The organism is Miniimonas sp. S16 (assembly GCF_057748195.1).
In genome coordinates this window covers 2,227,934-2,253,167 of the sequence record NZ_CM173242.1, presented here as the reverse complement: position 1 = coordinate 2,253,167, position 25,234 = coordinate 2,227,934, and the positions used below count along the sequence as shown (strand labels likewise).

Annotated in this window: 14 protein-coding genes and 1 pseudogene; 10 read left to right on the top strand and 5 right to left on the bottom strand. The window is 72.2% G+C overall.

Annotated elements, in window-relative coordinates:
• Nucleotides 1–131 precede the first annotated feature (131 nt).
• From AC3AQ1_RS09855 to mnhG, 6 genes and pseudogenes are all read left to right on the top strand, one after another.
• Entirely contained in the window at nucleotides 132–3,506 is a 3,375-nt protein-coding gene (locus AC3AQ1_RS09855; RefSeq protein ID WP_108718837.1) for a Na+/H+ antiporter subunit A, read from the top strand.
• 41 nt (nucleotides 3,507–3,547) lie between these two features.
• Nucleotides 3,548–3,982 (top strand): annotated as a pseudogene (locus AC3AQ1_RS09850) (Na(+)/H(+) antiporter subunit C); the annotation flags it as partial.
• A gap of 350 nt (nucleotides 3,983–4,332) precedes the next feature.
• The gene (locus tag AC3AQ1_RS09845; RefSeq protein ID WP_108718836.1) at nucleotides 4,333–6,024 is read left to right on the top strand and encodes a Na+/H+ antiporter subunit D; all 1,692 of its coding nucleotides are present in this window, start codon (nucleotides 4,333–4,335) and stop codon (nucleotides 6,022–6,024) included.
• Complete coding sequence (locus tag AC3AQ1_RS09840; RefSeq protein WP_108718835.1) at nucleotides 6,021–6,866, top strand: Na+/H+ antiporter subunit E; 846 nt, start codon at nucleotides 6,021–6,023, stop codon at nucleotides 6,864–6,866. Before AC3AQ1_RS09845 ends, AC3AQ1_RS09840 begins: the two co-directional genes overlap by 4 nt.
• The gene (locus AC3AQ1_RS09835) at nucleotides 6,863–7,273 is read left to right on the top strand and encodes an MrpF/PhaF family protein (protein ID WP_108718834.1); all 411 of its coding nucleotides are present in this window, start codon (nucleotides 6,863–6,865) and stop codon (nucleotides 7,271–7,273) included. Before AC3AQ1_RS09840 ends, AC3AQ1_RS09835 begins: the two co-directional genes overlap by 4 nt.
• On the top strand, nucleotides 7,270–7,722 hold the full coding sequence (mnhG, locus tag AC3AQ1_RS09830; RefSeq protein ID WP_370445273.1) for a monovalent cation/H(+) antiporter subunit G: 453 nt from the start codon (nucleotides 7,270–7,272) through the stop codon (nucleotides 7,720–7,722). The genes AC3AQ1_RS09835 and mnhG overlap by 4 nt, the downstream gene beginning before the upstream one ends.
• 27 nt (nucleotides 7,723–7,749) lie before the next feature.
• Here the strand turns inward: mnhG and AC3AQ1_RS09825 are convergent, their stop codons facing one another.
• Complete coding sequence (locus AC3AQ1_RS09825) at nucleotides 7,750–8,007, bottom strand: DUF4235 domain-containing protein (protein ID WP_108718833.1); 258 nt, start codon at nucleotides 8,005–8,007, stop codon at nucleotides 7,750–7,752.
• A 139-nt stretch (nucleotides 8,008–8,146) separates the two neighbouring features.
• On the opposite strand from AC3AQ1_RS09825, the gene AC3AQ1_RS09820 reads away from it, so the two are divergent.
• The 3 genes from AC3AQ1_RS09820 to AC3AQ1_RS09810 all read left to right on the top strand — a co-directional run bounded on the left by AC3AQ1_RS09820 (nucleotide 8,147) and on the right by AC3AQ1_RS09810 (nucleotide 10,130).
• A complete protein-coding gene (locus AC3AQ1_RS09820; RefSeq protein ID WP_108718832.1) occupies nucleotides 8,147–8,764 on the top strand; it encodes a TetR/AcrR family transcriptional regulator in 618 nt (205 codons plus the stop codon).
• Between the two features lie 144 nt (nucleotides 8,765–8,908).
• Nucleotides 8,909–9,391, top strand: a complete 483-nt coding sequence (gene ybaK / locus AC3AQ1_RS09815; RefSeq protein WP_108718831.1) for a Cys-tRNA(Pro) deacylase — start codon at nucleotides 8,909–8,911, stop codon at nucleotides 9,389–9,391.
• A 13-nt stretch (nucleotides 9,392–9,404) separates the two neighbouring features.
• Nucleotides 9,405–10,130: an LmeA family phospholipid-binding protein gene (locus tag AC3AQ1_RS09810; protein ID WP_108718830.1), complete on the top strand. Its 726-nt coding sequence runs from the start codon at nucleotides 9,405–9,407 to the stop codon at nucleotides 10,128–10,130.
• A 160-nt stretch (nucleotides 10,131–10,290) separates the two neighbouring features.
• On the opposite strand, the gene AC3AQ1_RS09805 is transcribed toward AC3AQ1_RS09810, so the two are convergent.
• The 4 genes from AC3AQ1_RS09805 to AC3AQ1_RS09790 form a co-directional block, all read right to left on the bottom strand.
• Nucleotides 10,291–19,365: a DUF7927 domain-containing protein gene (locus AC3AQ1_RS09805; RefSeq protein ID WP_108718829.1), complete on the bottom strand. Its 9,075-nt coding sequence runs from the start codon at nucleotides 19,363–19,365 to the stop codon at nucleotides 10,291–10,293.
• A 235-nt stretch (nucleotides 19,366–19,600) separates the two neighbouring features.
• Nucleotides 19,601–20,131 carry an adenine phosphoribosyltransferase gene (locus AC3AQ1_RS09800; protein ID WP_108718828.1) on the bottom strand — a complete coding sequence of 177 codons (531 nt, stop codon included), beginning with the start codon at nucleotides 20,129–20,131 and terminating at the stop codon, nucleotides 19,601–19,603.
• Complete coding sequence (locus tag AC3AQ1_RS09795) at nucleotides 20,128–22,179, bottom strand: bifunctional copper resistance protein CopD/cytochrome c oxidase assembly protein (RefSeq protein ID WP_108718827.1); 2,052 nt, start codon at nucleotides 22,177–22,179, stop codon at nucleotides 20,128–20,130. Before AC3AQ1_RS09795 ends, AC3AQ1_RS09800 begins: the two co-directional genes overlap by 4 nt.
• A gap of 144 nt (nucleotides 22,180–22,323) precedes the next feature.
• On the bottom strand, nucleotides 22,324–23,592 hold the full coding sequence (locus AC3AQ1_RS09790) for a collagen-binding domain-containing protein (RefSeq protein WP_159096485.1): 1,269 nt from the start codon (nucleotides 23,590–23,592) through the stop codon (nucleotides 22,324–22,326).
• 627 nt (nucleotides 23,593–24,219) lie between these two features.
• On the opposite strand from AC3AQ1_RS09790, the gene AC3AQ1_RS09785 reads away from it, so the two are divergent.
• Nucleotides 24,220–25,230, top strand: a complete 1,011-nt coding sequence (locus AC3AQ1_RS09785; RefSeq protein ID WP_234417451.1) for an AAA family ATPase — start codon at nucleotides 24,220–24,222, stop codon at nucleotides 25,228–25,230.
• Nucleotides 25,231–25,234: the final 4 nt, after the last annotated feature.

Genomic DNA, 25,234 nt, shown 5'->3' with positions numbered 1-25,234 from the left:
TTGCCCGCGGGCAGGCCGGCCCGGCGACGGCGCCCCGGGGCGGGGCCATCGGCGGACCACCGGCGGACCACCGGCGACCCACGGGACGCCGTTAAGATGGGCACGCCCGCCCTCCTGACGACGGGACCCCCATGCTCCAGATCCTCCTGCTGCACGTCGCGGCCGCCCTCGTGGCTCCCGTTCTCGTGCGCCGGTGGGGTCGTCGCATGTTTGCGGTCCTCGCTCTCGCGCCCGCCTCGGCCGCGGTCTGGGCGCTCACCCTCACCTCCGACGTGCTGGCCGGCCGCACGTGGGTGCAGTCGATCCCGTGGGTGCCGGGGCTGGATCTCACGATCGACTTCCGGATCGACACGCTCAGCTGGTTCATGGTGCTGATCGTCGGCGCCGTCGGGGCCCTCGTGCTGCTGTACTGCGCGTGGTACTTCGCCGAGAGCGCCACCGGCAAACCGCGCTTCGCGGGCGTCTTCGTCGCCTTCGCCGGCGCGATGCTCGGCCTCGTCAGCACCGACTCCACGCTCCTGCTCTACGTGTTCTGGGAGCTCACCACCGTCTTCTCCTACCTGCTGATCGGGCACTACTTCGAGCGCAAGGTGTCCCGCCGCGCCGCGATGCAGGCGATCATCGTGACGACGTTCGGCGGCCTGGTGATGCTCGCCGGGATCATCCTGCTCGGCGAGGCGCCAGGGGGGGCCTACTCACTCTCGGCCCTGGCCGCGGCGCCGCCCGAGCTGACCGGCGTGACCTCCACCGCGATCGTGTGCGTGCTCGTCGGCGCCGTGAGCAAGTCCGCCCTCGTCCCGTTCCACTTCTGGCTGCCCTCGGCGATGGCCGCGCCCACGCCGGTCAGCGCCTACCTGCACGCCGCGGCCATGGTGAAGGCCGGGGTGTATCTCGTGGCACGGCTCGCCCCCGGCTTCGCGACGTGGGACGCCTGGTCCTGGCCGCTGCTCGTGCTCGCGACGATCACGCTGCTCCTGGGGGGGTATCGCGCGCTGCGGCAGTGGGACCTCAAGCTCGTGCTCGCCTACGGCACGGTGAGCCAGCTCGGCCTGCTCATCCTCCTGGTCGGGCAGAGCGACCGCGCCGTCGCGCTCGCGGGCATCGCGATGCTCGGCGCGCACGCGATGTTCAAGGCGTCGCTGTTCCTCGTCGTCGGCATCGTCGACGCGGCCACCGGCACGCGTGACATCCACCAGCTCTCCGGCCTGCGCCGGACCATGCCGTTCCTCGCCGTCGTCGCCGCGCTCGCGATCGCCTCGATGATCGGCATCGCGCCGTTCGCCGGGTACGTCGCGAAGGAGGCCGCGCTCGAGGGCCTCTGGCACGGCGTGACGCTCGACGGCGCACCCACCTCGGTCGCACTGCTCGCCGTCGTGGTGCTCGGCTCGGTCCTGACGGTGGCCTACGGGCTGCGGTTCTGGTGGGGCGCGTTCTCGACGAAGCGGGGGCTGTCCGACAACGAGGTCGACCGCGAGGCGTGGCCGATGTTCCTCCCGCCGACGGTGCTTGCCCTCGGCGGCCTCGCGGCCGGGCTCGTCCCGGGCCTCGGCGAGCGACTGCTCGGCCCCTACGCGGAGACGTACCCCACGGGCTCCGCCGGGCACCTCGTGCTGTGGGGCGGGTTCGGCGTGCCGCTGCTGCTCACCGTGGTGATCCTCGCGTCGGGCGCCGCGCTGTTCTGGTTCGGCGGCCGCGACTCCCGCCTGCAGGCGCACGACGCCTTCGTGCTCGACGCCGAGGACACCTACCGCCGGTTCATGCGCCAGCTCGATCGGGGCGCCGGGTTCCTCACCTCGCTCACCCAGCGCGGGTCGATCCCCGTGTACCTCAGCGTCATTCTCGTCACCGCCACGGTCGCCACGGGCACCGCCATGCTGCTCGGGCACGGCGGCGGCGCGTCGATCGGCTCGGTCCGGTTGTGGGACAGCCCGGTCCAGCTCGTGGTGGGCGTGTTCGTGGTGGTGGCCGGCATCGCGGCGGCCCGCTCACGCCGCCGGCTCAAGGCCGTCCTGCTGCTGGGCATCTCCGGCTACGGCGTCGCGGTGCTCTACGAGCTCCACGGCGCCCCCGACCTCGCGCTCACCCAGGTGCTCGTCGAGACCGTGACGCTCGTCGTGTTCGTGCTCGTGCTGCGCCGCCTGCCCGCCTACTTCTCCAACCGCCCGCTCGCGTCGAGCCGCTGGTTCCGCGCGGCGCTCGGGATCGCCGTCGGGACGGTTATCAGCATCGGCGTCCTGGTCGCGGCGCAGGCGCGCGTGGCTCAGCCCGTGTCGGTGGACTTCCCCGACGAGGCCTACGCCTGGGGCAACGGCCGGAACATCGTCAACGTCACGCTCGTCGACATCCGCGCGTGGGACACCATGGGCGAGATCTCGGTGCTCCTCGTCGCGGCCACCGGCGTCGCGTCGATCGTCTTCCTCCGGGTCCGCACCGCCCGCGTGGAGCGCGCCGCCGACGCCGGTGACGCGCGCGGCGCCGTCTGGAGCGAGAGCGCACACGGCTCGCCCGCGCTGGCTCGCCTCGGCGAGGCCGGCGGGCAGGACCTCGTGGGCAACGCCGCGCCGCGGGCGCCCTACGGCGTGGGCAGCCCGGGTCGGCGAGGCAGCGGGTACGACGGCGAGCCCGCGTCGAGTGCACGCAGTCGCCACGGCGACGACCACGCGCACGACGGCGAGCACTGGTCGGACGCGCAGGTCGCGGGTGGCGGCGGCGCGGGACTCGTGGGTCCCCGGGGCGCGGACTCGCGCGCCGAGGACGAGCCCGGCGCAGCAGGTGGCCTCAACCCCGACGGTCTGCCGTCCGACGCCTCGGACGGTGCACGGTCCACCGCCGGCTCGCTCGGCGCCACCCTGCGCAACCAGCGCTGGCTGTCGGCTGGGGCGACCCTCGCGCCGCAGCGCCGCTCGGTCATCCTCGAGATCGCCACGCGCCTGCTCTTCCACACCATGGTCGTCTTCTCGGTGTTCCTGCTCTTCTCCGGCCACAACGCGCCGGGCGGCGGGTTCGCGGGCGGCCTGGTGGCCGGGATCGCGCTCGTGCTGCGGTACCTCGCCGGCGGTCGCTACGAGCTCGGCGAGGCCGCGCCCGTCAACGCCGGTTTCCTGCTCGGCTCGGGCCTGTTCCTCTCGGTGGGCGCCGGGCTCGTGCCCCTCCTGTTCGGCGGCTCGATGCTCGAGTCCGCGGTCGTGGAGCTCGACGCCGGACCGCTCGGCCACATCAAGCTCGTCACCACGCTCTTCTTCGACATCGGGGTGTACCTCGTCGTGATCGGTCTCGTGCTCGACGTCCTGCGCTCGCTCGGCGCCGAGATCGACCGGCAGGGCGAGCAGGAGGGCATCAGCGCCCCGGACATCGCCCACGACGCGATCCGCGACGGCGTCGCCGCGCGGGTCCCGGTCGCCGTCGGGGCGGGCGGGTCCGGGTCCGGGTCGGACGGGGGTCTCGACGACGGCCCCGGCCGGTCCGGCGGCTCCTCGGGACACGGCTCCGGGGGTGAGCGCGCGTGATCGTCACCGACAACAGCCCCAACCTCGTGCTCGTCGTGGTGATGGGCGCGCTCATCGCGACCGGCGTCTACCTGCTCCTGGAGCGCTCGCTCACCCGGGTGCTGCTCGGCGTCGCGCTGATCGGCAACGGCGTCAACCTTCTCATCCTCGTCGCGGGCGGCGCCGCGGGCGGGCCGCCGCTCATCGGCGACTCGGACGAGCCGATGAGCGACCCGCTCCCCCAGGCCCTCGTGCTGACGGCCATCGTCATCACGCTCGGGTTCACCGCGTTCATCCTCGCGATGGCCTACCGCTCGTGGCAGCTGCACGGCCACGACGAGATCCAGGACGACGTCGAGGACCGCCGCATCGCCCGGCGCGCCGAGCGCGGTGAGCTCGACACCCGCACCGACGAGGCCGGGCCGAACCGCGCCCTCGAGGCCGCGCAGGTGCGCGACGAGACCGAGGAGCTCGCCCCCGAGCTCGCCCCCGAGGCCCTTGGGACGAGCCCGGCCGAGGGGCACGAGGAGCACCCCGTGCCCGAGGCGCACGCGAACGACCCGAGGCACGCCTCGCCGTCGGGCACGGCTGACGACGACGAGGGCGAGGGCGAGGGCGACGCAGCGGGCGACGGCGAACCGACGCAGGGTGAGGCGCCCGGCGAGGCAGCCGACGGCGAGGCCGGCCACGAGACGACCGAGGGCGAGGCCCCGCACGAGGCAACCGACGGCGCGACCCGCCCGCACGAGGCGCCCGACCGCGAGACCGCCGACCGCGACGCGGCCGACCGCGGGGCGGTCGACGGCGAGACGCCCGACGGCGGGCCGCGCCCGGGCGGTGACACGCGATGACCTGGCTCGTCCCGCTCCCCGTCGCGATCCCGCTCGTGTGCGCGGGCCTCGCGCTCACGATGGCCCGCAGGCCCAGGCTCCAGGCCGCCATCTCGGTGACGGCGGTGTCGGCGATGCTCGCCGTCGCCATCGCGCTCCTGGTGCAGGCGAACAGCGGTCCGCTCGTGATGAACGTCGGCGACTGGGCGGCGCCGGTGGGCATCGCGCTGGTCGTGGACCGCCTCTCGGCGCTCATGCTCACGGTCTCGAGCGTCGTGCTGCTCGGCGTGCTCGCGTACTCGATCGCGCAGGGCGCGAACGACGAGACCGACTCGGACAAGACCCCGGTCTCGGTGTTCCACCCCACGTACCTCGTGCTCGCGGCGGGCGTCGCGAACGCCTTCATCTCGGGCGACCTGTTCAACCTGTACGTCGCGTTCGAGATCCTGCTGGGCGCGAGCTTCGTGCTCATCACGCTGGGTGCGACGGGCGACCGGATCCGGTCCGGGACGATCTACGTCATCGTCTCGCTGCTGTCGTCGGTGCTGTTCCTCGTGGCGATCGCGATGATCTACTCCGCCACCGGCACGCTCAACCTCGCCCAGCTGGGGCAGCGACTGCCCGAGCTCGACCCCGGCACGCAGCTGATCCTGCAGGTCATGCTGCTGCTCGGGTTCGGGATCAAGGCCGCGATCTTCCCGCTCTCGGCGTGGTTGCCGGACTCATACCCGACCGCGCCCGCACCGGTCACGGCGGTGTTCGCGGGCCTGCTCACCAAGGTCGGCATCTACGCGATCATCCGCACCCAGGTGCTGCTGTTCCCGTCCGGCGCCCTGAACGACGCGCTGCTCGTGCTCGCGCTGCTCACGATGGTCGTGGGCATCCTCGGCGCCGTGGCGCAGGACGACCTCAAACGTCTGCTGTCGTTCACGCTGGTCAGCCACATCGGGTACATGCTCTTCGGCATCGCCGTGGCGACCGACGTCGGGATCGCCGCGACGATCTTCTACGTGGTGCACCACATCACCGTGCAGACCGCGCTCTTCCTCGTCGCCGGCCTCATCGAGCAGCGCGGCGGGACCACGTCGCTGGACCGGCTCGGCAGCCTGGTCAAGGTGGCGCCCGCGCTCGCGATCGTGTTCTTCGTGCCGGCCATGAACCTCGCGGGGATCCCGCCGCTCTCGGGGTTCCTCGGCAAGGTCGGGCTGCTCCAGGCCGGCGTCCAGCTCGGCACGCCCCTGGCGTACGCCGTCGTCGCGGCAGGACTGCTCACGTCTCTGCTCACGCTGTACGCCATCGTGAAGGCGTGGAACAAGGCGTTCTGGCAGCCCGCGCCCGCGCCGCTGCCGGACGTGCGCACACCCCGGACCACCTTCGGCGCGGCGACGGCGATCGTCACCGTCTCGTGCGCGCTCACCTTCCTCGCCGGTCCGCTCTACGGCTACGCGCAGAACGCCGCGCACGACCTCACCGCCCGTTCGCCCTACATCGACGCGGTGCTCGTCAACGGCGACCGCGGCGAGGGCCGCTCGCCCGAGGTCGCCGACGAGACCGGCGGTGCGCCGGACGACGCCGACAGCGCCGGCGGCGCCGACGACGCGAGCGGCGACGATGGCACCGGCGGCAGCGACGCCCAGGGCACGACGGCGAGCGACGCGGTGGGAGCGCCGTCGAGCGTGGCCGCATCGCGGCACGGGAGCGCGGGATGAGCAAGCGACCGTCGAACGATGCCGTGCGGGCCGACGCCCCTCGGACTGACGCCGCTGCGACCAGCGGCGTCGCGGGGGGTGCCGCGCAGCCCGGCGTGACGCCGCGCCGGCGCCCCTCCGTCACCGCGGTGGTGTGGCTCGCCGTCGTGTGGGTGCTGCTGTGGGGCGACCTCACGATCGCGAACGTGCTCGCCGGACTGGTGGTCGCGCTCGCCGTCGCGTGGTTCCTCCCGCTGCCGCGCGTGCCGTTCGCCGGCCGCCCCTCCGGGTTCGGCCTGGTGCGTCTGTTCGGCCGGCTGGCCGGCGACATCGTCGTGGCGAGCGTGCACGTCGCGGCCGTCGCGCTGCGCTTCGGTCAGGAGCCGCGCGGGGGCGTGCTGCGGGTGCGGCTGCGCTCGCGCAGCGACCTGTACCTCACGCTCACGGCCGACCTGTGCTCGCTCGTGCCCGGGTCGATCATCGTCGAGGCGCACCGCGCCACCGGCACCCTGTACGTCCACACGCTGGACCTGAGCGGGCCGGGCGCCGTCGAGCACGCCCGCACCGTGGTGCTGGACCAGGAGGCGCGGGTGCTCTACGCGCTCGCCTCGGACGAGGAGATCGCTGCCGCCGGGCTCCCGCCGCGACGGTTCGGCGGGCCCTCCCGCGCGCGGGGCGGCGCGGCCGTCGCGTCGCGTGCGGTGCCCGACCAGGGTGCGCCCGGGTCGGGCATGTCGGGCTCGAGCTCCGGCTCGAGCTCAGGCTCGAGCTCAGGCTCGAGCTCAGGCTCGAGCGAGGTCTCGACCGCAGGTGGCCGCGGTACGCGGTCTCGGCGACGCGACGAGGGAGGCGACGCGCGATGACGCTCTGGGTGGCGGTGGCCTGCGGGATCATGCTCACGATCGGGGCGGTGTGCGCGTTCGTGCGCGCCGAACGCGGGCCGAGCATGCTCGACCGGGTGGTCGCCGTCGACGTCGTGGTGGCGAGCGTGCTCGCGACGGTGGCGCTCGTGTCCGCCTGGACGGGACGGGTGGACCTCGTGCCCGTGCTCGTGGTGCTCGCTCTCGTGGGGTTCACCGGCTCGGTGACCGTCGCGCGGTTCGCCGCGGCCGACAGTGACGACGACCGCCGCATCCTCTCCCGCGAGGAGGCCCGCGAGCTCGAACGCGCCCGGCGCGAGGCCGAGCTCGCCGAGGCAGAGGAGCGTCGCTCCGGATCGGGCGGGAGCTCGGCGACGGTGGGCCGCGAGCAGCAGGAGGGCGGATCGTGATCGCCGAGGGCAGCGTCCTGGACACCGTGCTGCACGTGCTCGCCGCCGTGCTCTTCCTGGCGGGGTCGTTCCTCGCGATGGTCGCCGGGCTCGGGATCGCGCGGTTCCCCGACCTGCTCGCACGCATGCACGCCGCGACGAAGCCGCAGGTGCTGGGCCTCGGCATGCTGCTCACGGGACTCGCGCTGGAGATCCGGACCGGGGTCGTGATCTGGACGCTCGTGCTGGTGCTGCTCTTCCAGCTCATCACCGCGCCGGTGTCGGCGCACATGGTGGGTCGCGCGGGCTACCGCACCGGACGGGTGCGCGACGACCTGCTCGTGGTGGACGAGCTCACGGACGACCTCGCCGCGGTGCGGCGGACCGAGCACGTTACCGACATCGACGATGCCGACGACGCGATGGTGCAGGCGCTCGCCGACACCGAGAAGCGCGGCACCGACGCCTGAGGAGGCGGTGCCGGGCAGGCCGGTCGGTCAGTCGCGCGACTCGGCGAGCGACTTGTCCGTGAAGCGCACGGCCGCCTTGGTGGCGCCGGCGCGAGCGAGGGCGGCGATCGCCCCGGAGACGGCCGCGAAGAGCACGATCTCGCGAAGGCTGGAGTCCTGCTCGTCGTCCACGGTGCCCGGCGGCTTGTGACCGAAGACGCGCTTCCAGACGAGGTTGAGGACCCGGGTCGCGACGAAGCCCGCAGCCATCACGGCGACCGTCTGGACGATCTTCTGCTGATTCACGGGTGCCTCCTCGTGTCGGCCGCGCCCCCGGCGACCACGTCACGACCCTACCCCGGCCCACCGCGCGCGAGACATACGCCACACGGCCGTCGATCTGACACGTGGGCGGGCCCAGTCAGATCCGTGGCATAGTGAGGAGGTGCCGAAGATCATCGGGGCCACGCTGGCCGAGCACCGCGAACAGGTGCGCCTCCGACTCTTCACCGCGCTGTCCACGCTCATGGAGCGCGAGGGGTTCGACGCCATCACGCTCGCCGACATCGCCGCCGAGGCCGGCGTCGGGCGTACCGCGGTCTACAACCACTTCCCCGACAAGGAGTCCCTCCTGCTCGGCTTCATCGAGCACGAGACGACCTCCTACATCGCGGCGCTCGAGGAGTCCCTGGCCGGCCTCGAGGACCCGGTGGAGCAGCTGCGCACGTACGTGCAGCAGCAGATCCACCTCAAGCGGGTCTACCACCTGGCGCCCGGCCCGGACCTGCGCACGGTCGTCTCGCGCGCCACGATGATGCGCCTGCGCGAGCACATCCAGCAGGTCGAGGCGCCCCTGCGACGCATCCTCGTGCTGGGCATCGCGACCGGGCGCTTCCCGCGTCAGGACCTCGACGCCGTCGTGCCCCTCATCAACTCGTGCCTGTCGGCGCGCAACGTGCCCGAGGACGGGCCCGGGCGTACCCGCGCGATCGACGAGACGGTGGCGTTCGTGATGCGCGCCGTCGGCGTCGACCCTCACCTCGTGGGACGCCGCACCGCCTGAGCGTCTCAGGCCGGGACGACCACGGGATCCGCGGCGGGGAACCGCGCGCCGAGCTCTCTCGAGGGGCGGGCCGCCGTCGTGCGCGGGTCGGGGCCGCGCAGGACGGTCGCGCCGACCGACCGTCCGGCGCGGCACGATGTCGCGGTGAGCACCCCCGCCGGCACGCCCGCGATCCTCGCCCTCACTGCGGCATCGATCCCGTTCACGCAGCACACCTACGTCCACGACCCGCGCGCTGCGGCGTACGGGCTCGAGGCCGCCGAGAAGCTCGGCATCGCGCCGGAGCGCGTGTTCAAGACGCTGATGGCCGACGTCGACGGCGAGCTCGTCGTCGCCGTCGTGCCCGTCGCCGCGCGCCTGGACCTCAAGCGGCTCGCCGCGGCCGTCGGCGGTCGGAAGGCTGAGATGGCCGACCCGGCCGTGGCGCAGCGGCGGACGGGGTACGTCGTGGGTGGGATCTCGCCCATCGGGCAGCGCACGGCGCACCGCACCGTGCTGGACTCCTCCGCGATCCTGTGCGAGCAGATCCTCGTCTCGGGCGGACGACGCGGGCTCGACGTCGAGCTCGCGCCCGACGACCTGCTCGCCGTCACCGGGGGCGAGTACGCGGACATCGCCCGCGGCTAGGTACGGTCAGGCCATGAGTCGCCACCCCCTGCGCGCCGTCGGAGTCACGGCCGGCATCGTGCTGCTCGCCGCCGGGGCCGCGATCGCGGCCGATCGCGTGGCCGCCGCCGTCGCCGCGATGCGGATCGCCGACGGGCTCGCGACCGAGGTCGCCGGCGAGGGCGTCGACGTGACCGTGGGTGGCTTCCCGTTCCTCACCCAGCTCGCCGCAGGCGCGATCGAGGACGTCTCGTACTCCCTCGACTCCGTGACGCTCGAGGGAATCGCGCTCACCGACGTGTCGGGCACGGCGTCCGGCGTCGCGATCGACGGGTCGGGCATCGACGCCCTCACCGTGTACGGCACGCTCCCGACGGCGAGCCTTCAGCAGGCGGTCGACGACCGCGTCGCCGGGCTCGGGTCCGTGGCGGACGCCCTCGGCGGGGTGACCGTCACGCCGCACGACGGCGGCATCACGGCCTCGGTCGACGTGCTCGGCCTCACCGCGGTGCAGGCCGAGATCACGCCCGAGCCCGCCGGGCGGGAGATCCTGCTGTCGGTCTCGGACCTGCGGGTCGCCGGGATGAGCGTCGACCCCGCGGACCTTCCGTTCGGTCTCGGCGACAGCATCCAGCAGGCGCTCGACGGCGCCACGGTGTCCCTCGAGGGACTGCCGGCGGGCACCGAGGTCACCGCGGTCACGCCGTCGGACGCGGGCGTCGAGCTGACGGTCGAGGGGACCGACGTCGTGCTCCCCTGACTCGGCGCGAGGCGCCGACGGCGGACGCGCTCCCTGCGTCGCGCCCGACGGTCACGACCACCTCACCGGCTGTTCGAGATCGCTCCGCCCGCGGGCTACCGGAGTGGGCCCCGTCCTCGAGGAAGGGGCCCACTCCGTCGGCCGGGTTCGACCTCTGCGCTCAGTCGCGCTCCGTCCGGCGGCGCCTGCTCGCCAGGACTGCGCCCCCACCAGCCAGCAGGAGCAGGAGCGCGATACCAGCGGCCCCGCCGACGGCCGCGCCGGTGCCCGGAAGCGGCTTCGCGCTCGCGCTCGCGCTCGGGCTCGGGCTCGGCGACACCGTCGGCGGCACCTCGTGGGTGGTGGTGCACGCGTTGGTGCACTCGCCGCCGCCACCCGACGGCGTCACCACATTGGTGATCGTGACTCCGGCGGCGGTCCCCACCTCGACCGTGTACGACACCGACACCGGGTCCGAGCCGGCCGGCATCGTCGGGATCTCCCACGTGAGGGTCGTCCCCGACAGCGTCAGGCCCGCCGGAAGGTCGCCCACGAGGCGGGCGTTCGCGAGCACCTTGCTCAGGTCGTCCACGGCCGTCGCACCGGTGATCTCGGCCTCGGAGGTGTTCGCGGCCGTGAGCGTGTACGTGATGTGCTGGCCCACTGCCACCGTGGCCCCGGTAGCGGGGTCGGAGTTCTTCTGCAGGGTCCACGCCGGTGTGTAGTGCTCGGTCGTCGTCGGGCAGAGCTCGGGATCCGCGACGGCCCCGGGCAGCGCCCGGCCCTCGGAGTCGGGCGCGACGCAGGGCGAGCTTCCCGGCGAGGTCACGACGTTGCGGAGGGTCGCTCCAAAGGCGCCGTCAGCAACGGTCACCGTGTAGGAGACGGTCGAGGGAGCCGAGCCGGCGGCCATCTCCGGAATCGCCCAGGTGAGCACACCGGTCTCCGCGTCGAACGTGAGGCCGTCGGCGAGGGGTTCGGTCAGCGTGGCGTCGTCGAGGACGTCGGACAGGTCGTCGACCGCGGTCCTGCCCGCGACCACCGCGTCGGACACGTTCGTCGCGGTGAGCGTGTACGTCACGCTCTGGCCCGGGAGCACGGTGCTGCCCGAGACCGGGTCCGAGGACTTCTCGATCGTCCATGCCGGTGTGGGGTGCTGCGTGGTGCAGCTCTCCACGCAGCTGCCACCGGTCGCGGGCGTCACCACGTTGCGAATCGTCGCGCCCGTGGCGTCGTCGTTCACCCGCACGCTGTAGCTCACGCTCACCGGCTCCCCGCCGGGCTCGATGGTCGGAATCGCCCACGTCAGCGTCGTGCCGTCCAGCGTCAGGCCGGCCGGGAGCTCACCGACGATCGCGGCGTCGTCGAGAACGTCGGACAGGTCGTCCACCGCGGATGCGCCGAGGACCGCCGCCTCCTCCGACTCGTTCGTGGCGGTCAGCGTGTACGTGATGGTGCTGCCCACGTCCACCGTCCTGCCCGAGGCCGGATCGGAGGTCTTGGCGAGCGACCAGACGGGCGTGTAGTGCGTCGTCGTGCAGTCACCCTCGACGCACTCGCCACCGGGACCCTGCGGCGTGACCACGTTCGTCAGCGTCGCACCGACCGCGTCCGGGTTCACGGTGACGGTGTAGCTCACGCTCGCCGGGGGTGCACCGGCGGCAATCTCCGGAATCGTCCACGTGAGCACGCCGGACTCGGCGTCGAACGCGAGACCCTCGGCCAGCGGCTCGACCAGGGCGGCATGCGCGAGCAGACCGGACAGGTCGTCCGTCGCGAGGGCCCCACGGACGACGGCATCGGAGGTGTTCGCCGCCGTGAGGGTGTAGGTCACCTGCTGCCCGGGCACCACGGTCGCGCCCGTGGCCGGATCGGAGGACTTCGCGAGAGTCCACGCGGGGGTCACGTGCGTCGTCGAGCACGCGCCGAGGCACGATCCGCCCGGGCTGTCGGTCGTGACGACGTTGAGGAGAGTGGCACCGTCCTCGCCCGCCCGGACCCGCACCGTGTACGAGACCGATGCGGGATCGGCCCCGGGTGCGAGCGTCGGAATGGACCAGGTGAGCGTCGAGCCCACGAGCGCGAGCTCCGGGGGCAGCGTGCCGACGATGTCGGCGTGCGACAGCACCTGGGTGAGGTCGTCCACCGCCGTCGCGCCCTCGACCACACCGTCGGAGGTGTTGGTCGCGGTGAGGGTGTACGTCACGACGTCGCCCGGAACCACGGTGGACCCGGAGGCGGGGTCGGACGCCTTCGACAGCGTGAACCCTGGGGTCGGGTGCTCGGTCGAGCACCCGCTCTCCTCGACGCAGGTGCCGCCAGGGCTCGACGGCGTCGCGACGTTCGCGAGGGTGACCCCGATCGCGTCGTCGTCCACGGTCACCGTGTAGGACACCGAGGCAGGTTCGCCACCCGCGAGGATCGTCGGGACGTCCCACGTCAGCGTCGACCCGTCCAGAGTCAGGCCCGCCGGCAGGGTGCCGGCGAGGCTCGCGTGGTCGAGGACGTCGGACAGGTCGTCCGTGACGACCGCGCCCGCGACCGTGGCCTCGGACGTGTTCGTCACGGTCAGCGTGTACGTCACGTCCTGCCCCGGAAGAACCGTCGAGCCCGTGGCGGGGTCAGCAGACTTCGCGAGTGTCCAGGCCGGCGTGACGTGGGTCGTCGAGCAGTCGCCCTGGCACTCCTGCGGCGGGTACTCGCCGGTGGCGGTGACGACGTTGGTGAGGCGAACGCCGAACGCCTCGTCGTTCACCTTGACCGTGTAGACCAACGTGAGCGGCCCGTTCGCAGCGTCGACGGTGCCGACGCTCCACACGATGTGGTTCGTGGCGTCGTCGAAGACCGCCGAACCCTGCGAGGGCTCGAGGTCCTCGGTCGACAGGGTCGCGTTCGCCAGCACGGCCGTGAGGTCGTCGGTGACGACGACGTCGTCCACGAAGCCGGCCCCACCCGGCGTCACGGTCATCGTATAGGTGATGGGGTCGCCGGGCAGCACCGTGGAGCCGGTCGGCGGATCGCTCGTCTTGCTCACCGAGTAGCTCCCCGGAGTCCGGGTGAGCGTGTTCGTGAACTCGGCGATGACGACGTCGCTCGGCCCGCCCGTCTGGAACGTCGCGGTTTCCGTCCCCGACCCGCTCTCGTCGCCGTTGGTGAGCACCGTGTTCGTGGTGCTCCACGCGAACGACGGGTGGTTCGGCGTCGGCAGCCCGGCCTCGATGACCGTGCAGGAGCTGTCGTCCGGAACCGCCGCCGGGGAGTCCCACGTCTCGCCGCTCGCGAGCGTGAATGTCCCGGGCCCGGCGTCCGGATACAGGTCGCCGTTCTCCGCCTCGCACTGCCACTCGAACGTGAAGCGGGCATCCGCGGGGACACCGCCCTGCTCGTCGAGCACCGTCTTGCTCACAGCGAACGACCCGAGCACGCGATCGACCGGGTTCGCCACGGTGACGACCGGCGCTGTCTGCACCGAGTCGACGCTCACCGGACCGTCGGAGGTCCACGGCAGCCAGACGAACGAGACGTCCTGCTCGACCGGATCGGCCGGCCTGGTCTCCGCGGTGACCTCGCACGAAGAACCCAGGAGCACACCCGGCACCGAAAACTCGGCCCCGTCGAGGACCGGACCCCACGTACCGGTGACGGGCTGAGGGACGTCGGTCTCGCCGTCGAGCGTGCACCGCCACGTGCCCGAGTAGGTGAGCGCTGCCATCGCGGACGCCGCCGTGGTGGCGTTCGCCGAGAGCTGTACGTCCTTCGTGATCGTGAAGGTGCCCGTCACGCGCTGCGTCGAGTTGGTCACGGTCACGCCGACCGCCTGGCCGGCAACGGTCGTGACGGCGCCCGAGGCGCCGTCGCTGCCAGCCGGGGCATAGGCCGGGGTGGTCCAGGCGTAGGAGGAGTTGACGAGGTTCGCCTGGTCCGGCGTGTTCTCCCGGATCTCGCACCGGGACTCAGCGGGGACGCTGTCGCCGTCGTCGCCGGCGTCGGCCGTTGCCAGCACCGCCGAGCCACCGCTCGCCGGAAGCGTCCACGTCCCGCCGGCCACCTGGGAGCCGGGATCGGTGGCGTCGGCGGGGTAGAAGCACGCCCAGGACCCGTCGACGGTGGCGCCGTCGACGAGCGCTGCCGAAGAACCGGTGAAGCTCTTCGTGACCTGGAGGTCCGTGAAGACCCGCGTGGCCGTGTTCGTCACGGTGACGGTGGGGGTGACGCCCGGCGCGATGGTCACCGCCTGGCCGAGGTCCGCCGGGGACCACGCCCACGAGGTGTCCGGCAGGAACTCGTTCGTTCCGAGCGCGGCCTCCGAGGTGACCGCGCAGCTCGTGCCGATCGGGAAGGTGGTCGGCCCGTCGTCGTCCGGCGTCAACGTCGCCGCGCCGGTGCCGTCGACAGCCCACGTGCCGGTGTACGTCTCCCCGGGGGTCTCGTCCCGGGTGTAGGTGCACTGGTAGCTGCCGGAGAACTGCGCGTCGTCGGAGAGCTCGGGCGTTCCGGCCCCGAGCGCCTTGACGATCTCGAAGCCCGAGCGGACGCGGACCACGCCGTTGGTCACCTCGACCTGAGCGGTCTCGTCCGCCGTGACGACCACGTCGACGGTGTCCACGCCGTCGACGCGGATCGTCGTGGCTCCCCACGCGTACGACGCGTCGTAGAGGGGCGGACCGTCGGGGTTGCTCGCGACCCCCTCGGACACCGTGCACGTCCAGCCGGCCGGCACGTCGGAGATCAACGCGACGGGGTCCGCGCCTGCCGTCACGTTCGCACTGCCAGTGAACGTGCCCTCGACGCCCTCGTACCCACACACCGCGGACACCGGGAACACGGTGCCTGAGGTGACGCCGTCGGTCTCGCCGGAGAGCAGCTTCGAGACCACCAGGTCGCCCGTAGTGCGCTCGAGCGTGTTGACCACCGTCATGGTGGAGAACTCCGGCGTCGCCGTGACCGTCACGGGGGTGACCACCGGATCCGCCCACACGAACGACGGATCGTTCGACGGGTCGTCGAGCGGATTCTCCGTCGGCGTGCACACGGAGCCGACGAGCACCTCGATTCTCGTCGCGGGCTCGCCGCCGGCAGGCGTGAGGGTCTGCAGCGAACCGGCGTCGTCGGTCGGGGTGGCGTCCGTCCCGGACCAGCTGCCCGTCACGGTCTCGTCGTCGCCTGCGCCGGAGTACGTGCACTGGAAGGAGCCGTCGTAGGTCGCAGCCGGGTCCACGACCCCGGTGTAGGTCCCGATCCGGACCTCCTTGGTCAGCTGAACCGGGGCGTAGACGCGGACGATCCGGTTGGTCACGGTGATTGTGCCCGACGGCGTCGAACCCTCGACGTCGACGGTCACGGATTCTCCGACGATCGGCGACGCCCAGGCGAACGACGCGTCGGCGAGACCACCGGAGAAGCCACTCTCGCTCGCGGTGCAGGCGGCACCGAGCGGAATCCCGGAGAAGACCAACGACTCGCCGTCGGCGACATCCTGCGTCCCGTAGGAGACGCCGTCGCAGGTGAGGCCGATCGGGAAGATCGCGTCGGAGCCCCCGGTGAAGCCTGCGGTCTCGCCCGTCACTGCCTTGGTCACCGACACCGATCCGGACCGTGCGCTGATCGCGTTCGTCGCGGTCACCGCGACCGGGGTGTCCGACGACGGGGTAGTGAAGGTCCAGGCGCCGGCCACGAGCTCACCGCCACCGCCGGAGAACGTCACGCCGTCCCAGCGGAACGGGTCGATCGGGTCGGCCGTACCGGTCTCGCGTACCGCGCAGGTGCTGCCGAACGGGATGTCGGCAACGGACTGCGACCCACCTGCCGACATCGTGAGCGTGCCGCTGATCGGATCGCCGGTCTGCGGCGTGCAGACGTAGGCGAACGTGAACGCCTCGTCCTCGAACGCCGTGCCGGCCGCGCCGCCTCGCACGCCCTTGGCGACGCTGAAGGAGCCAGTGGAGCGGTTGAGCGTGTTGGAGACGGTGGCCTGAGCCCCCGTCACGGCCGTCACGGACGTCGCGCCGGGAACGGTCTTGGTCCAGCTGTAGGAGGGGTCCGGCGGGTTGGTCGGGTCGGCCTCGGTCACGGTGCACGAGGAGCCGAGCAGAACGGACGCGACGGGCGACAGCGTGGCGGCTCCGCCTCCCGGCGGCGCCGTCCAGGTTCCCGAGATCGTCTCGGCCGAGGCGCCGACGCCGTAGGTGCACGAGTACGTCCCGTAGAAGATGGTGGCGCCCGGTGCGCCGTCCGGCTTCTGGACGTCCTTGACGATCGTGAAGGGAGCGCGCACGCGCGTGATGTCGTTCGTGACCGTGACCCCGACCGGGTCGAGGCTCGACGGCACCACGACCGTCTGCGCGCTCGGAACCGCGCCCCACGCGTAGCTGGCGTCCGGAAGCCCGCCCGTCGGCTGGTCCTCCGTCACGGTGCACGAGGTACCGACCGGAAGGAGTCCGGAGGTCCACGTGGAGGACGCGCCACCCGACCATGTGAGCGTCGCCGCGAAGGTGCCTGCCGTGCCACAGCTCACCTGGACGGCGAACGTGGTCCCGTTGGCGACCGCCGACCCGAAGTGGGCGATCGCCTTCGTCACCGAGACTCGGCCCAGGTCGATCACGGTGGTGTTCGTGACGCCCACCGTCGCGGAGGAGTTCGCCGCAACCGAGACGACGCCGTTGGTCAGCCCGGTGTAGGAGGGCGCCTGCCAGGCGTACTCGGCGGACAGGAGGGACTCGGACGGCGTCGTCTCGACGACGGTGCACGCGACGCCCGCCGGCACGCTGGCGGTCTTCGAGCCGGTCGAGCTCAGGGTCAGTGTCCGCACCACCTGGCTCTCACCGGAGCCGCACGTGACCACGACCTGGAACGGCTCGCCGGTGCCGATGTAGCCACCACCGACCACGGTCTTCGTGACGGTGAGGCTCGCATACACCCGCGTGAAGTAGTTCGTGATCGTGCCGCCCACGTTGCCGTTCGCGGGCACTGCGCCGAGGGTGAGCGCACCCGAGCTGCCGTCCCACGCGTACGAGGCGTCCACGAAGTCGCCGGACTGAGTGGTCGGCGCCGTCTCGGTGACGACACACACGGAGGTGGCCGGCACCCCCGTCACCGTCAGCGGTGTCCCCACGCTGATCACGCCGGTCCCCGAACGCGTCACGGTCCCAGCGATGGTGCACTGGTAGGTCACCGCGAACGTGCGCGCCGCGCCTCCCGCGTAGCCCGAGGCGGGCACACCGGAGCGCGGCGTGATCGCCTTGGCGATCGTGAACGAGCCGAACTGCTGCACGGTCGGGTTGGTCACCCCGGCGCTCGCGCTGCCATTGGCGGGCACCACGGCGGGGTTGGGTGAGTAGGTCGTGGTGGGCGTGCCCCAGATCCACGACGAGTTCACCAGACCGCCACTCGGTGCGGTCTCCGCCACGGTGCAGGTCGAGCCGGCCGGGACGTTGGACACGGTGATCGCCGACCCCGGCTGGCCGTTGGTCGCGTTGGGTGCAAGCGTGACCGTTCCGGTCACGGTGCGCGAGTCCGTGGTGGTGCAGACGTACTGCACGGTGAAGGACTTCGTCGTGCCGCCCGTATACCCGGCCCCCGTGACCGTCTTGGAGAGCACGAGACTGCCCGTCTGGTACACGTTGCGCACGGTGCACGTGGCGTTCTGACCCTGCGTGAGGGTCACCGAGGTGACGCCGTCCGTCGTCGACACGGTGCCGGCTGTGCACGTCCAGGCGCCGCTCTGCTGGTACCCGCCCGTGTTGGTACCGGAGGCGGTCTCGCTGAGGACGTAAGTGCCCGCGGCAACGCTCTGGTTGGTGATCGCGGCGGTGGCTCCAGCCGTCGCCTGACCCACGCCGGAGATCGAGGAGACCGGGGTCGCGACACCGGCAACGGGATTCCGCGTCGCCGTCAGCGTCCAGTTGCTGGCGACGGCCTGCGGGGCGGGCTGGCCGGTCGACGTCACGCTCTTGAGCAGAGTGAGCGTCGCGGTGGGCCGCACGGTGTTCGTGTAGGTGCAGGTGATGGGCACGGCTGCAGCGCTCGTGACGGCCGGCGCCGTCGTCTCGTTCAGCGTCACCGTCGCGCCGCTCTTGTACCCGGCGGGAAGCTCGACGCCGCTGCCGTCGCGGCAGACGACGTCAGTGAAGCCCCACGGGCTCGTCGGGGTGGTCTCGGTGATCGAGACTGTCTGCCCCGTCGTGTACGTGCGGGTCACGCTCGCCGTGCCCGATGCGCCGATCGCGGTGGGCGTGAGCGAGAAGCCGGTGGCCCACGGCGACCCCGCGAGCGAGCTGGACGAGGTGAACGTGGAAGCGGGAATCGTGGCGCCGTTGAGGCCGTAGGGCGCCTCGGCCTGCTTCACCACCGTCACGGTCCTCACCTGCTCGGCCGAGGCCCACAGGCACCCGTAGGTGCTCGTGCCCTCGACTGTGGAGAACTGGTTCACCGGAGTGGCGGCACCGCTGAGCGTGGCGAGGCAGGTGTTGTTGGTGCCGTTCGGTGCCGTGAACCCCTCGACGACGAGGGTGTAGACGAGCCCGCCGACGGTGAACGTCTGGTCGGTGGTCTGGTTGAGGAAGTCGAGGATGTCATTGTTCCGCGGATCGGACTGCGGAGAGTAGTTGTTCGGCGTCTCGTCCATCCGCCACCGGAACGTCATGTCCATACCCATGAACTGGAGCCCGATGTCGCCTCGGAACCACTCGTTCACGACGTTCACAGGGTTGTTGCGGTGCACCATCCGGCCGAGGTTGAACACCGCACCGGTGTCGAACGTGGAGACGTCGCGGGGAGAGAACCCGATCGCGCTCTGGTTCGAGAGGCTGACGCTTCCTACGTCTGTGCCGCTGATGGTGGAGCACGAGTTGTTGCCGTGCGCCGAATACGCGGTGGTACCGGCCGAGACCCAGGCGGTGGAACCGTCGGTGCGTGCGGCGGCGGCGGTGCCACCCGATCCGCCGGTGTTGGAGGCCGTGCCCGACGTCGTGGCGTCCGGCGCGATGCCGAACCTCGAGCAGTCGTTGCTCTGCGGGTTCGCGGTTCCGTTGGCGGCGGTCCACCCGATGTGGTTGATCATCCGCGCCTGCGGCCGCTGCGCGGCCGGGACGGTGACGGTCGCCGCCTCGGCGCTCGTCGCGGAGGCGACGAGCCCGGCGAGCGTCGCCACGGGCAGAGCTCCGAGCAGCAGCGCAAGCGTGACGAGAGCCGAGACGAGACGCGTACGTCGCTCCCGGATCGTCGCCCTGCGGCTCGCGTGACGCGGCGTGACACCCATGATCGATCTCCTCGGCCTCGCAGCGAGCGATCGAGGGTGCCCGACGTGCGGTCGGTGTCCCTGGAGCCCCCTGCTTCTGGTGCTCGGACGCCGCGGCCGCGACACCATGGTCGCGTACGCAGTCCGCCACACCCCCAGATGGTGGACACGTCCGTGCGAACGTACCTTGGCACAGAAGTGACCCTCTTGGGGAGGGTTCAGTGGAACGACAGTAGAGGTCGCGTGTTCTGCCCGGTCACTCGGCGTAACCGACCAGCGTGTGCACCACGTCGATGCCGTGCCGCGCGAGCAACGCGCGGGGCTCGAGAAACGCCAGCTCCATGACCACGTCGACCGCGACGAGGGCCCCCCCGAGCCGCCGGACCAGATCGGCCGTGGCGGCCACGGTGCCGCCCGTGGCGAGCACGTCGTCGACGATCAGCACGCGGTCGCCCTCGTCGATCGCGTCGGAGTGCACGGCCAGCGTCTGAGTGCCGTACTCGAGGTCGTACGTCGTCTCGACGGTGTCGCGCGGCAGCTTGCCCGACTTGCGCACCGGGACGAACGACGCGCCGAGCGCGAGCGCGACGGGCGCGCCGAAGATGAATCCGCGCGCCTCCATCCCGCACACGACGTCGATGTCGTCCGGCGCCGCCGCGACCAGCAGGTCCACCGTCTCCTGGAACGCCTGCGGTGACGCGAGGATCGGCGTGATGTCCTTGAACCCGACGCCGGGCTTGGGGAAGTCGGGCACGTCGCGGATGAGGGCACGCAGGTCGAGGGTCATAGGTCCACTTCCGTCGGGCTAGATGGGCGTTCGGTGTGGGATGTGCCGGCCATCCGCGCGAGCATCGCGTTGTACGCCGCGAGATCGGCGTCCCCCGAGCGGTCCGCGGCGCGGTCCAGGCGCCGCGCGGTGCGCTCGTCGTCGCGAATCCAGGCCAGCCCGAGTGCGATCGCGAGCACGAGTGACGGGATCTCGCCGAACCCCCACGCGAACGCACCGCCGAGCCGCTGGTCGGCGAGGGCGTCCACCCCCCAGGGCAGGCCGAGCGCGCCGAACCATCGCGCGGCCAGGAGCTGCGTGCCCTCCGTCAGCGCGAGGCCGAAGAACGCGTGGAACGCCATCGTGGCGAACAGCAGGAGGAGGCGCAGCGGGTAGGACGGTCGCCTCGGGCCGGGGTCGATCCCGATGAGCACGTTGACGAACAGGTAGCCCGCGAGCGTGAAGTGCACGATCATCCACAGGTGCACGAGGTGGTTCGTGAGTGACAGCTCGAACAGCGGTGAGTAGTAGAAGAGGATCATGCTGCCGGCCACGTTCACGGCCGCGACGATCGGGTGGCCGAAGAACGCGGCGACCTTCGAGTGCACCACGGCGAGCAGCAGCTCGCGCGGTCCCCGAGAGCCGTCGTCGCGGCTTGGCAGAGCGCGAAGACCGAGGGTCACCGGGGCGCCGAGCACGAGGAAGATCGGCGCGAGCATCACGAGCACCATGTGCTGGACCATGTGCCCGCTGAACAGCACGTGCCCGTACACGGCCGCGCCGCCGCTGCTCGCCCATGCCACGAGCAGGAGGCCGACGAGCATCGACGCTCCTCGCCCGGCGGGCCACGCGTCGCCGCGGCGGCGCAGCCGCAGCGTCCAGCCCACGATGACGACGGCGGCGCTCACCACTCCGGTCAGCACCAGGACGTCGGGCTGCACGAGGGTGAACCAGCCGGCCACGGTCGGCTCGGCCGGGGGCGGGTAGCCCGTGATCGCCTCGGCCGGCGAGGGAGCCGTCGGCGGGGTGTCGGGGACCGGAGGCGACGTGCTCGACAGCGCGACGGCGAGTCCCATGACGGCGCCGGCCAGCACCACCTCCGCTGCGACGAGGCGCCAGAACGGCGCGGTCCGACCGCTCGTGAGGCGGGGGATCGTGCGGCGGCGGTGCCACCAGCCGGCGACGCCGAGCAGCACCGCGCAGGCGACCTTGAGCAGGAGGATCGCGCCGTAGGGCGTCGCGAGCCCCGCGAGCGATCCGATCCGGACGTACGCGTTCACGACGCCGGACACCGCCACGAGCGCGTACGCCCAGATCGCGAGGTGGCTGTAGCGGGCGGCCACCGGCCGCAGGTCGCGGCCGAGCGCACCCGCGACGACGACGAGCACGGCGAGCCCGCCGATCCACACCGTGACGCCCGCGAGGTGCAGCCACAGGCTCCCGACGGCGAGCGTGTGGTTCGTGGCGCCGGCGGCGTGCCCTGTCTGTGCGACGGGCGCCAGCGCCGCGAGCGCGAGGACGGCGGCCCACGCCGCGCTCGCGTAACCGGTCGCGGCGACGGCGAGCAACGACGTCAGCGCCGTGAGCGCGAGCGCCCACAGGCCGGCCTGACCGAGCCCGATCTGCGTGAGGTAGACGCCCAGCTCGTCGCCGAACGTCGGGCCGCCGATCGGGCGTCCCGACACGCTGGCGTAGGTGAGCACCAGTTGGACCGCGACGGCGAGCGTCCACACGACGCTCGCGACGGCGGCGGTGCGCTGCGCGAGGACCCAGGCTCCGCCGTCGGGCGTCACGCGCGTTCGACGGCGAGCAGACGGCTGTGCGTCACCCGCCCGCGGCAGCACCACGGCGGCGAGGACCAGCGCGCCGATCGTCACGGCGCACGCGAGGTCGACGACGAGCTCGACGACCGGCAGTCCCCACCTGACGACGGCGCCGGGGTCCGCGAGGATCGTCGGGGTCGCGGCACCGGTGAGCGCGATCCCGGCCAGGGCGGCCACGGCCGCGAGCACGGCGCCGGCGCCGAGGGTGCGCCAGCGCGGTGGCTCCCACGCGGCGACGGACCTCACGGGTCCAGGGTAGGCGCGCTACGGGGCGGCCCGGGTCGGTCCAGCACCAGGCCGGGGTGCGGGATCACGCGTGGCGGCGACGGCGAGGGGCCGGGACGCGTCTGCGCCCCCGGCCCCTCGCCGTCGTGCGTGGTTGGGCCTACGTCAGGCGGCGTTCCTGCGACGGACCAGGAGATCACCGAGCCCGATCAGAGCGGCTGCGCCGGCCAGCACGCCACCGACCGCGGCCCCGGTCGACGGCAGGCTCCCGCCGCCACCAGCCGGGGCGCTCGCCGAGGCACTGGGGCCGGCCGTGGTCGGAGTCGGGGCAGGCGTGGGCGTCTGGGTGGCTGTCGGCGTCACCGTCGGCTCCGGCGTCGGCGTGGGCGTGACCGTCGGCTCCGGCGTCGGCGTGACCGTCGGCTCCGGCGTCGGCTCGGTGGCGCAGGGCGCCGCACCCTTGAAGAGGTTCGTGTGGATCTCCTCGCCACCCTGGAGCGCGGTCAGTCCCTCCGCGATGATCTGGCCCTCGAACTGGCTGCCTCCGGCCGGGAAGGTGACGTGCGCGTTCGGCGCGTACAGCGACCCGCGGACGCGGTTGGCCGTCGAGACCACCGTGACGTCCCCGTCGAGTGCACTGAGGTCCCAGAGGAGGTAGCTCGAACCCTCGTCAACGTTTCCTGCCCCGGCGTACGTCGGCAGGGTGAGCACACCGTTCACGACGTCGGACGGCGAGACCGTCACGACGAGGAACGACGTCTCCGAGTAGTCCTGGAGGAACAGCTTCTGCGCGCCGGCAAGGTCGGACAGCGTGATCCGGCTGGGACCGTCCACGCTCAGCACCACGCGGGCCTCCTGACCGTTCGTGACCACTGCATCCTGGTAGTCGATGCCCTCGAGGATCGCCTCGCCGTCGTCGGCCGGGAAGTAGGCCGCGGCCGAGGCGAGCTCGGTGCCCATCTCTGCCTGCGCCGTCGTGAGGTCGACCCAGGGGGTGACCTGCGACTCGATCTGCGGGCTCTGGTTGCTGCCGCCGACCGGGTAGAAGGTCGTGCCCGACCCGCCGAACTGCGGACCGAAGGTGTAGCCGTCGGGCGAGGTGGGGTCGGCGAGCTTGAAGCCCGCGGCCACGCCTGCGGGGTCGCCCTGGTTCTTGACCTGCACGACCTTCGTGGCGTCGGCGGGCGAGCCCGCGTACCGCTGGAGGAGCACCCGGGTGGGGTCGCCGTCGATGGTCGGCACGGAGTAGGCGCTGTTCCCCGCGATGCTGTGCACGATCGGGTACTGACCGCTGCTCTGTCCCCGCGAGTCGCCGAACGTGGCGGACCCCAGCACAGCGAACGAGCCCTCGAGCTCGCTGTTGGCGAGCACCGCGTCGCCCGTCACGAAGATCGTGAAGCCGTCAGCCGAGCCGACGGGCGTGGCGGCGCCCATCGGGTTAACGGTGCAGGTCGGCGCAGCGGCAGCGGGTGCCGCTCCACCGGCGGCGAGGACCGCGCCGCCGCCGAGCACCACGAGCGCCAGCGTGGCGATCGCGGCGCCGGCGCTCCGGACGGATCGCCGCGGTCAGATCGCACGCCTCGCGCGCTCACCGGGTGCTCCGTGCCCCTCGGGCCGCCCGGCGTCTTCCGGCGCAGCAACATCTACGGACGTGGTCATGAGCAGGCCCCGACTGAATGTCTTCCCACCACGAGAGGCCAGCGCCGATCCGGTCGGACGACCGTGGCGCACGAGTCACGCAACCTGCGCGGTACCTCCCAGTACCCTTCGACCCTACACGATCGTTGTGGAATCGCTGGAGGGACCTTGTATCTCGGGGCTCACGTGGTGACCACCCTCACAGCAGGCCCGACCGTCGTGCTCCGGTCGTTCGAGAGGCCCCTCACGAGGCGCGCGTCCGGCCAGCCGTCGCACGCCCGTCGCGCCGCTGTCACGCGTGACCCGACGCCCGGGATGGCAGAATGACCGGGTTCCGCGTGGACCGACCTGGTTCGGCCCGGCCCACCACCCCGGTAGGCCGCCGCCCAGACGCCACGACTGCCGAGCTGAAGCGGGGAAACCTTGACCACGCACCTGGCGCCGAAGACGAGCCCCATCTCCTACGACGACGGCGAGCGAGCGCGCGAGCTGCTCACCCGGATCGGGCGCGTCTTCGACCAGCGGATCGTGGGCCAGCAGGGCCTGCGGACCGCGCTCGTGACGTCGCTCCTGGCCGGCGGGCACGTCCTGCTGGAGTCGGTGCCAGGCCTGGCGAAGACGCTGTCCGCGCAGACCCTGGCCGCCGGCGTGAGCGGCACGTTCCACCGCATCCAGTGCACCCCGGACCTGATGCCGAACGACATCATCGGGACGCAGATCTACAACTACGCAACCGGTGAGTTCTCCACCCAGCTCGGCCCGGTGCACGCCAACCTCGTCCTGCTGGACGAGATCAACCGCTCCTCTGCGAAGACGCAGTCGGCGATGCTCGAGGCGATGCAGGAGAAGCAGACGTCCATCGGCGGCGACGTCTACCCGCTGCCCAAGCCGTTCATGGTGCTCGCGACGCAGAACCCGATCGAGGAGGAGGGCACCTACGTCCTTCCCGAGGCGCAGATGGACCGGTTCCTCATGAAGGAGGTTCTCACCTACCCCGCTCCGGACGAGGAGGTCGACATCCTCGACCGGATGGCGTCCGGCGCCCTCACCGCCCCGATCACGGCGCAGCCGATCGGCCTCGACGACACGCTGTTCCTGCAGCGCCTCGTCGACAAGGTGTACGTCGACACCGCGATCCGGCAGTACATCGTCGCGCTCATCAACACCACGCGCGGCGGCGGACCCCGCCCGCTGCCCGGGTTCAACCAGCACGTCCGAGTCGGGGCGAGCCCGCGTGGCTCGATCGCGCTCATGCGGGTGGCGCAGGCGCTCGCACTGCAGGCCGGCCGCGCGTACGTCGTTCCGGACGACGTGAAGGCGCTGCGCCACGCCGTCCTGCGTCACCGCCTCGTGCGCACGTACGACGCGCTCGCCAACAACGTGCAGCCGGAGTCCCTCATCGACGCGGTGTTCGCGGCGGTCCCCAGCCCGTGAGGCG

Excerpts from the sequence above, each read along its gene's own strand:
- AC3AQ1_RS09855 (WP_108718837.1), top strand. The coding sequence starts at position 132 with ATGCTCCAGATCCTCCTGCTGCACGTCGCGGCCGCCCTCGTGGCTCCC.
- AC3AQ1_RS09845 (WP_108718836.1), top strand. The coding sequence starts at position 4,333 with ATGACCTGGCTCGTCCCGCTCCCCGTCGCGATCCCGCTCGTGTGCGCG.
- AC3AQ1_RS09840 (WP_108718835.1), top strand. The coding sequence starts at position 6,021 with ATGAGCAAGCGACCGTCGAACGATGCCGTGCGGGCCGACGCCCCTCGG.
- AC3AQ1_RS09835 (WP_108718834.1), top strand. The coding sequence starts at position 6,863 with ATGACGCTCTGGGTGGCGGTGGCCTGCGGGATCATGCTCACGATCGGG.
- AC3AQ1_RS09810 (WP_108718830.1), top strand. The coding sequence starts at position 9,405 with ATGAGTCGCCACCCCCTGCGCGCCGTCGGAGTCACGGCCGGCATCGTG.
- AC3AQ1_RS09805 (WP_108718829.1), bottom strand. The coding sequence starts at position 19,365 with ATGGGTGTCACGCCGCGTCACGCGAGCCGCAGGGCGACGATCCGGGAG.
- AC3AQ1_RS09800 (WP_108718828.1), bottom strand. The coding sequence starts at position 20,131 with ATGACCCTCGACCTGCGTGCCCTCATCCGCGACGTGCCCGACTTCCCC.
- AC3AQ1_RS09790 (WP_159096485.1), bottom strand. The coding sequence starts at position 23,592 with ATGGGCGCCGCCACGCCCGTCGGCTCGGCTGACGGCTTCACGATCTTC.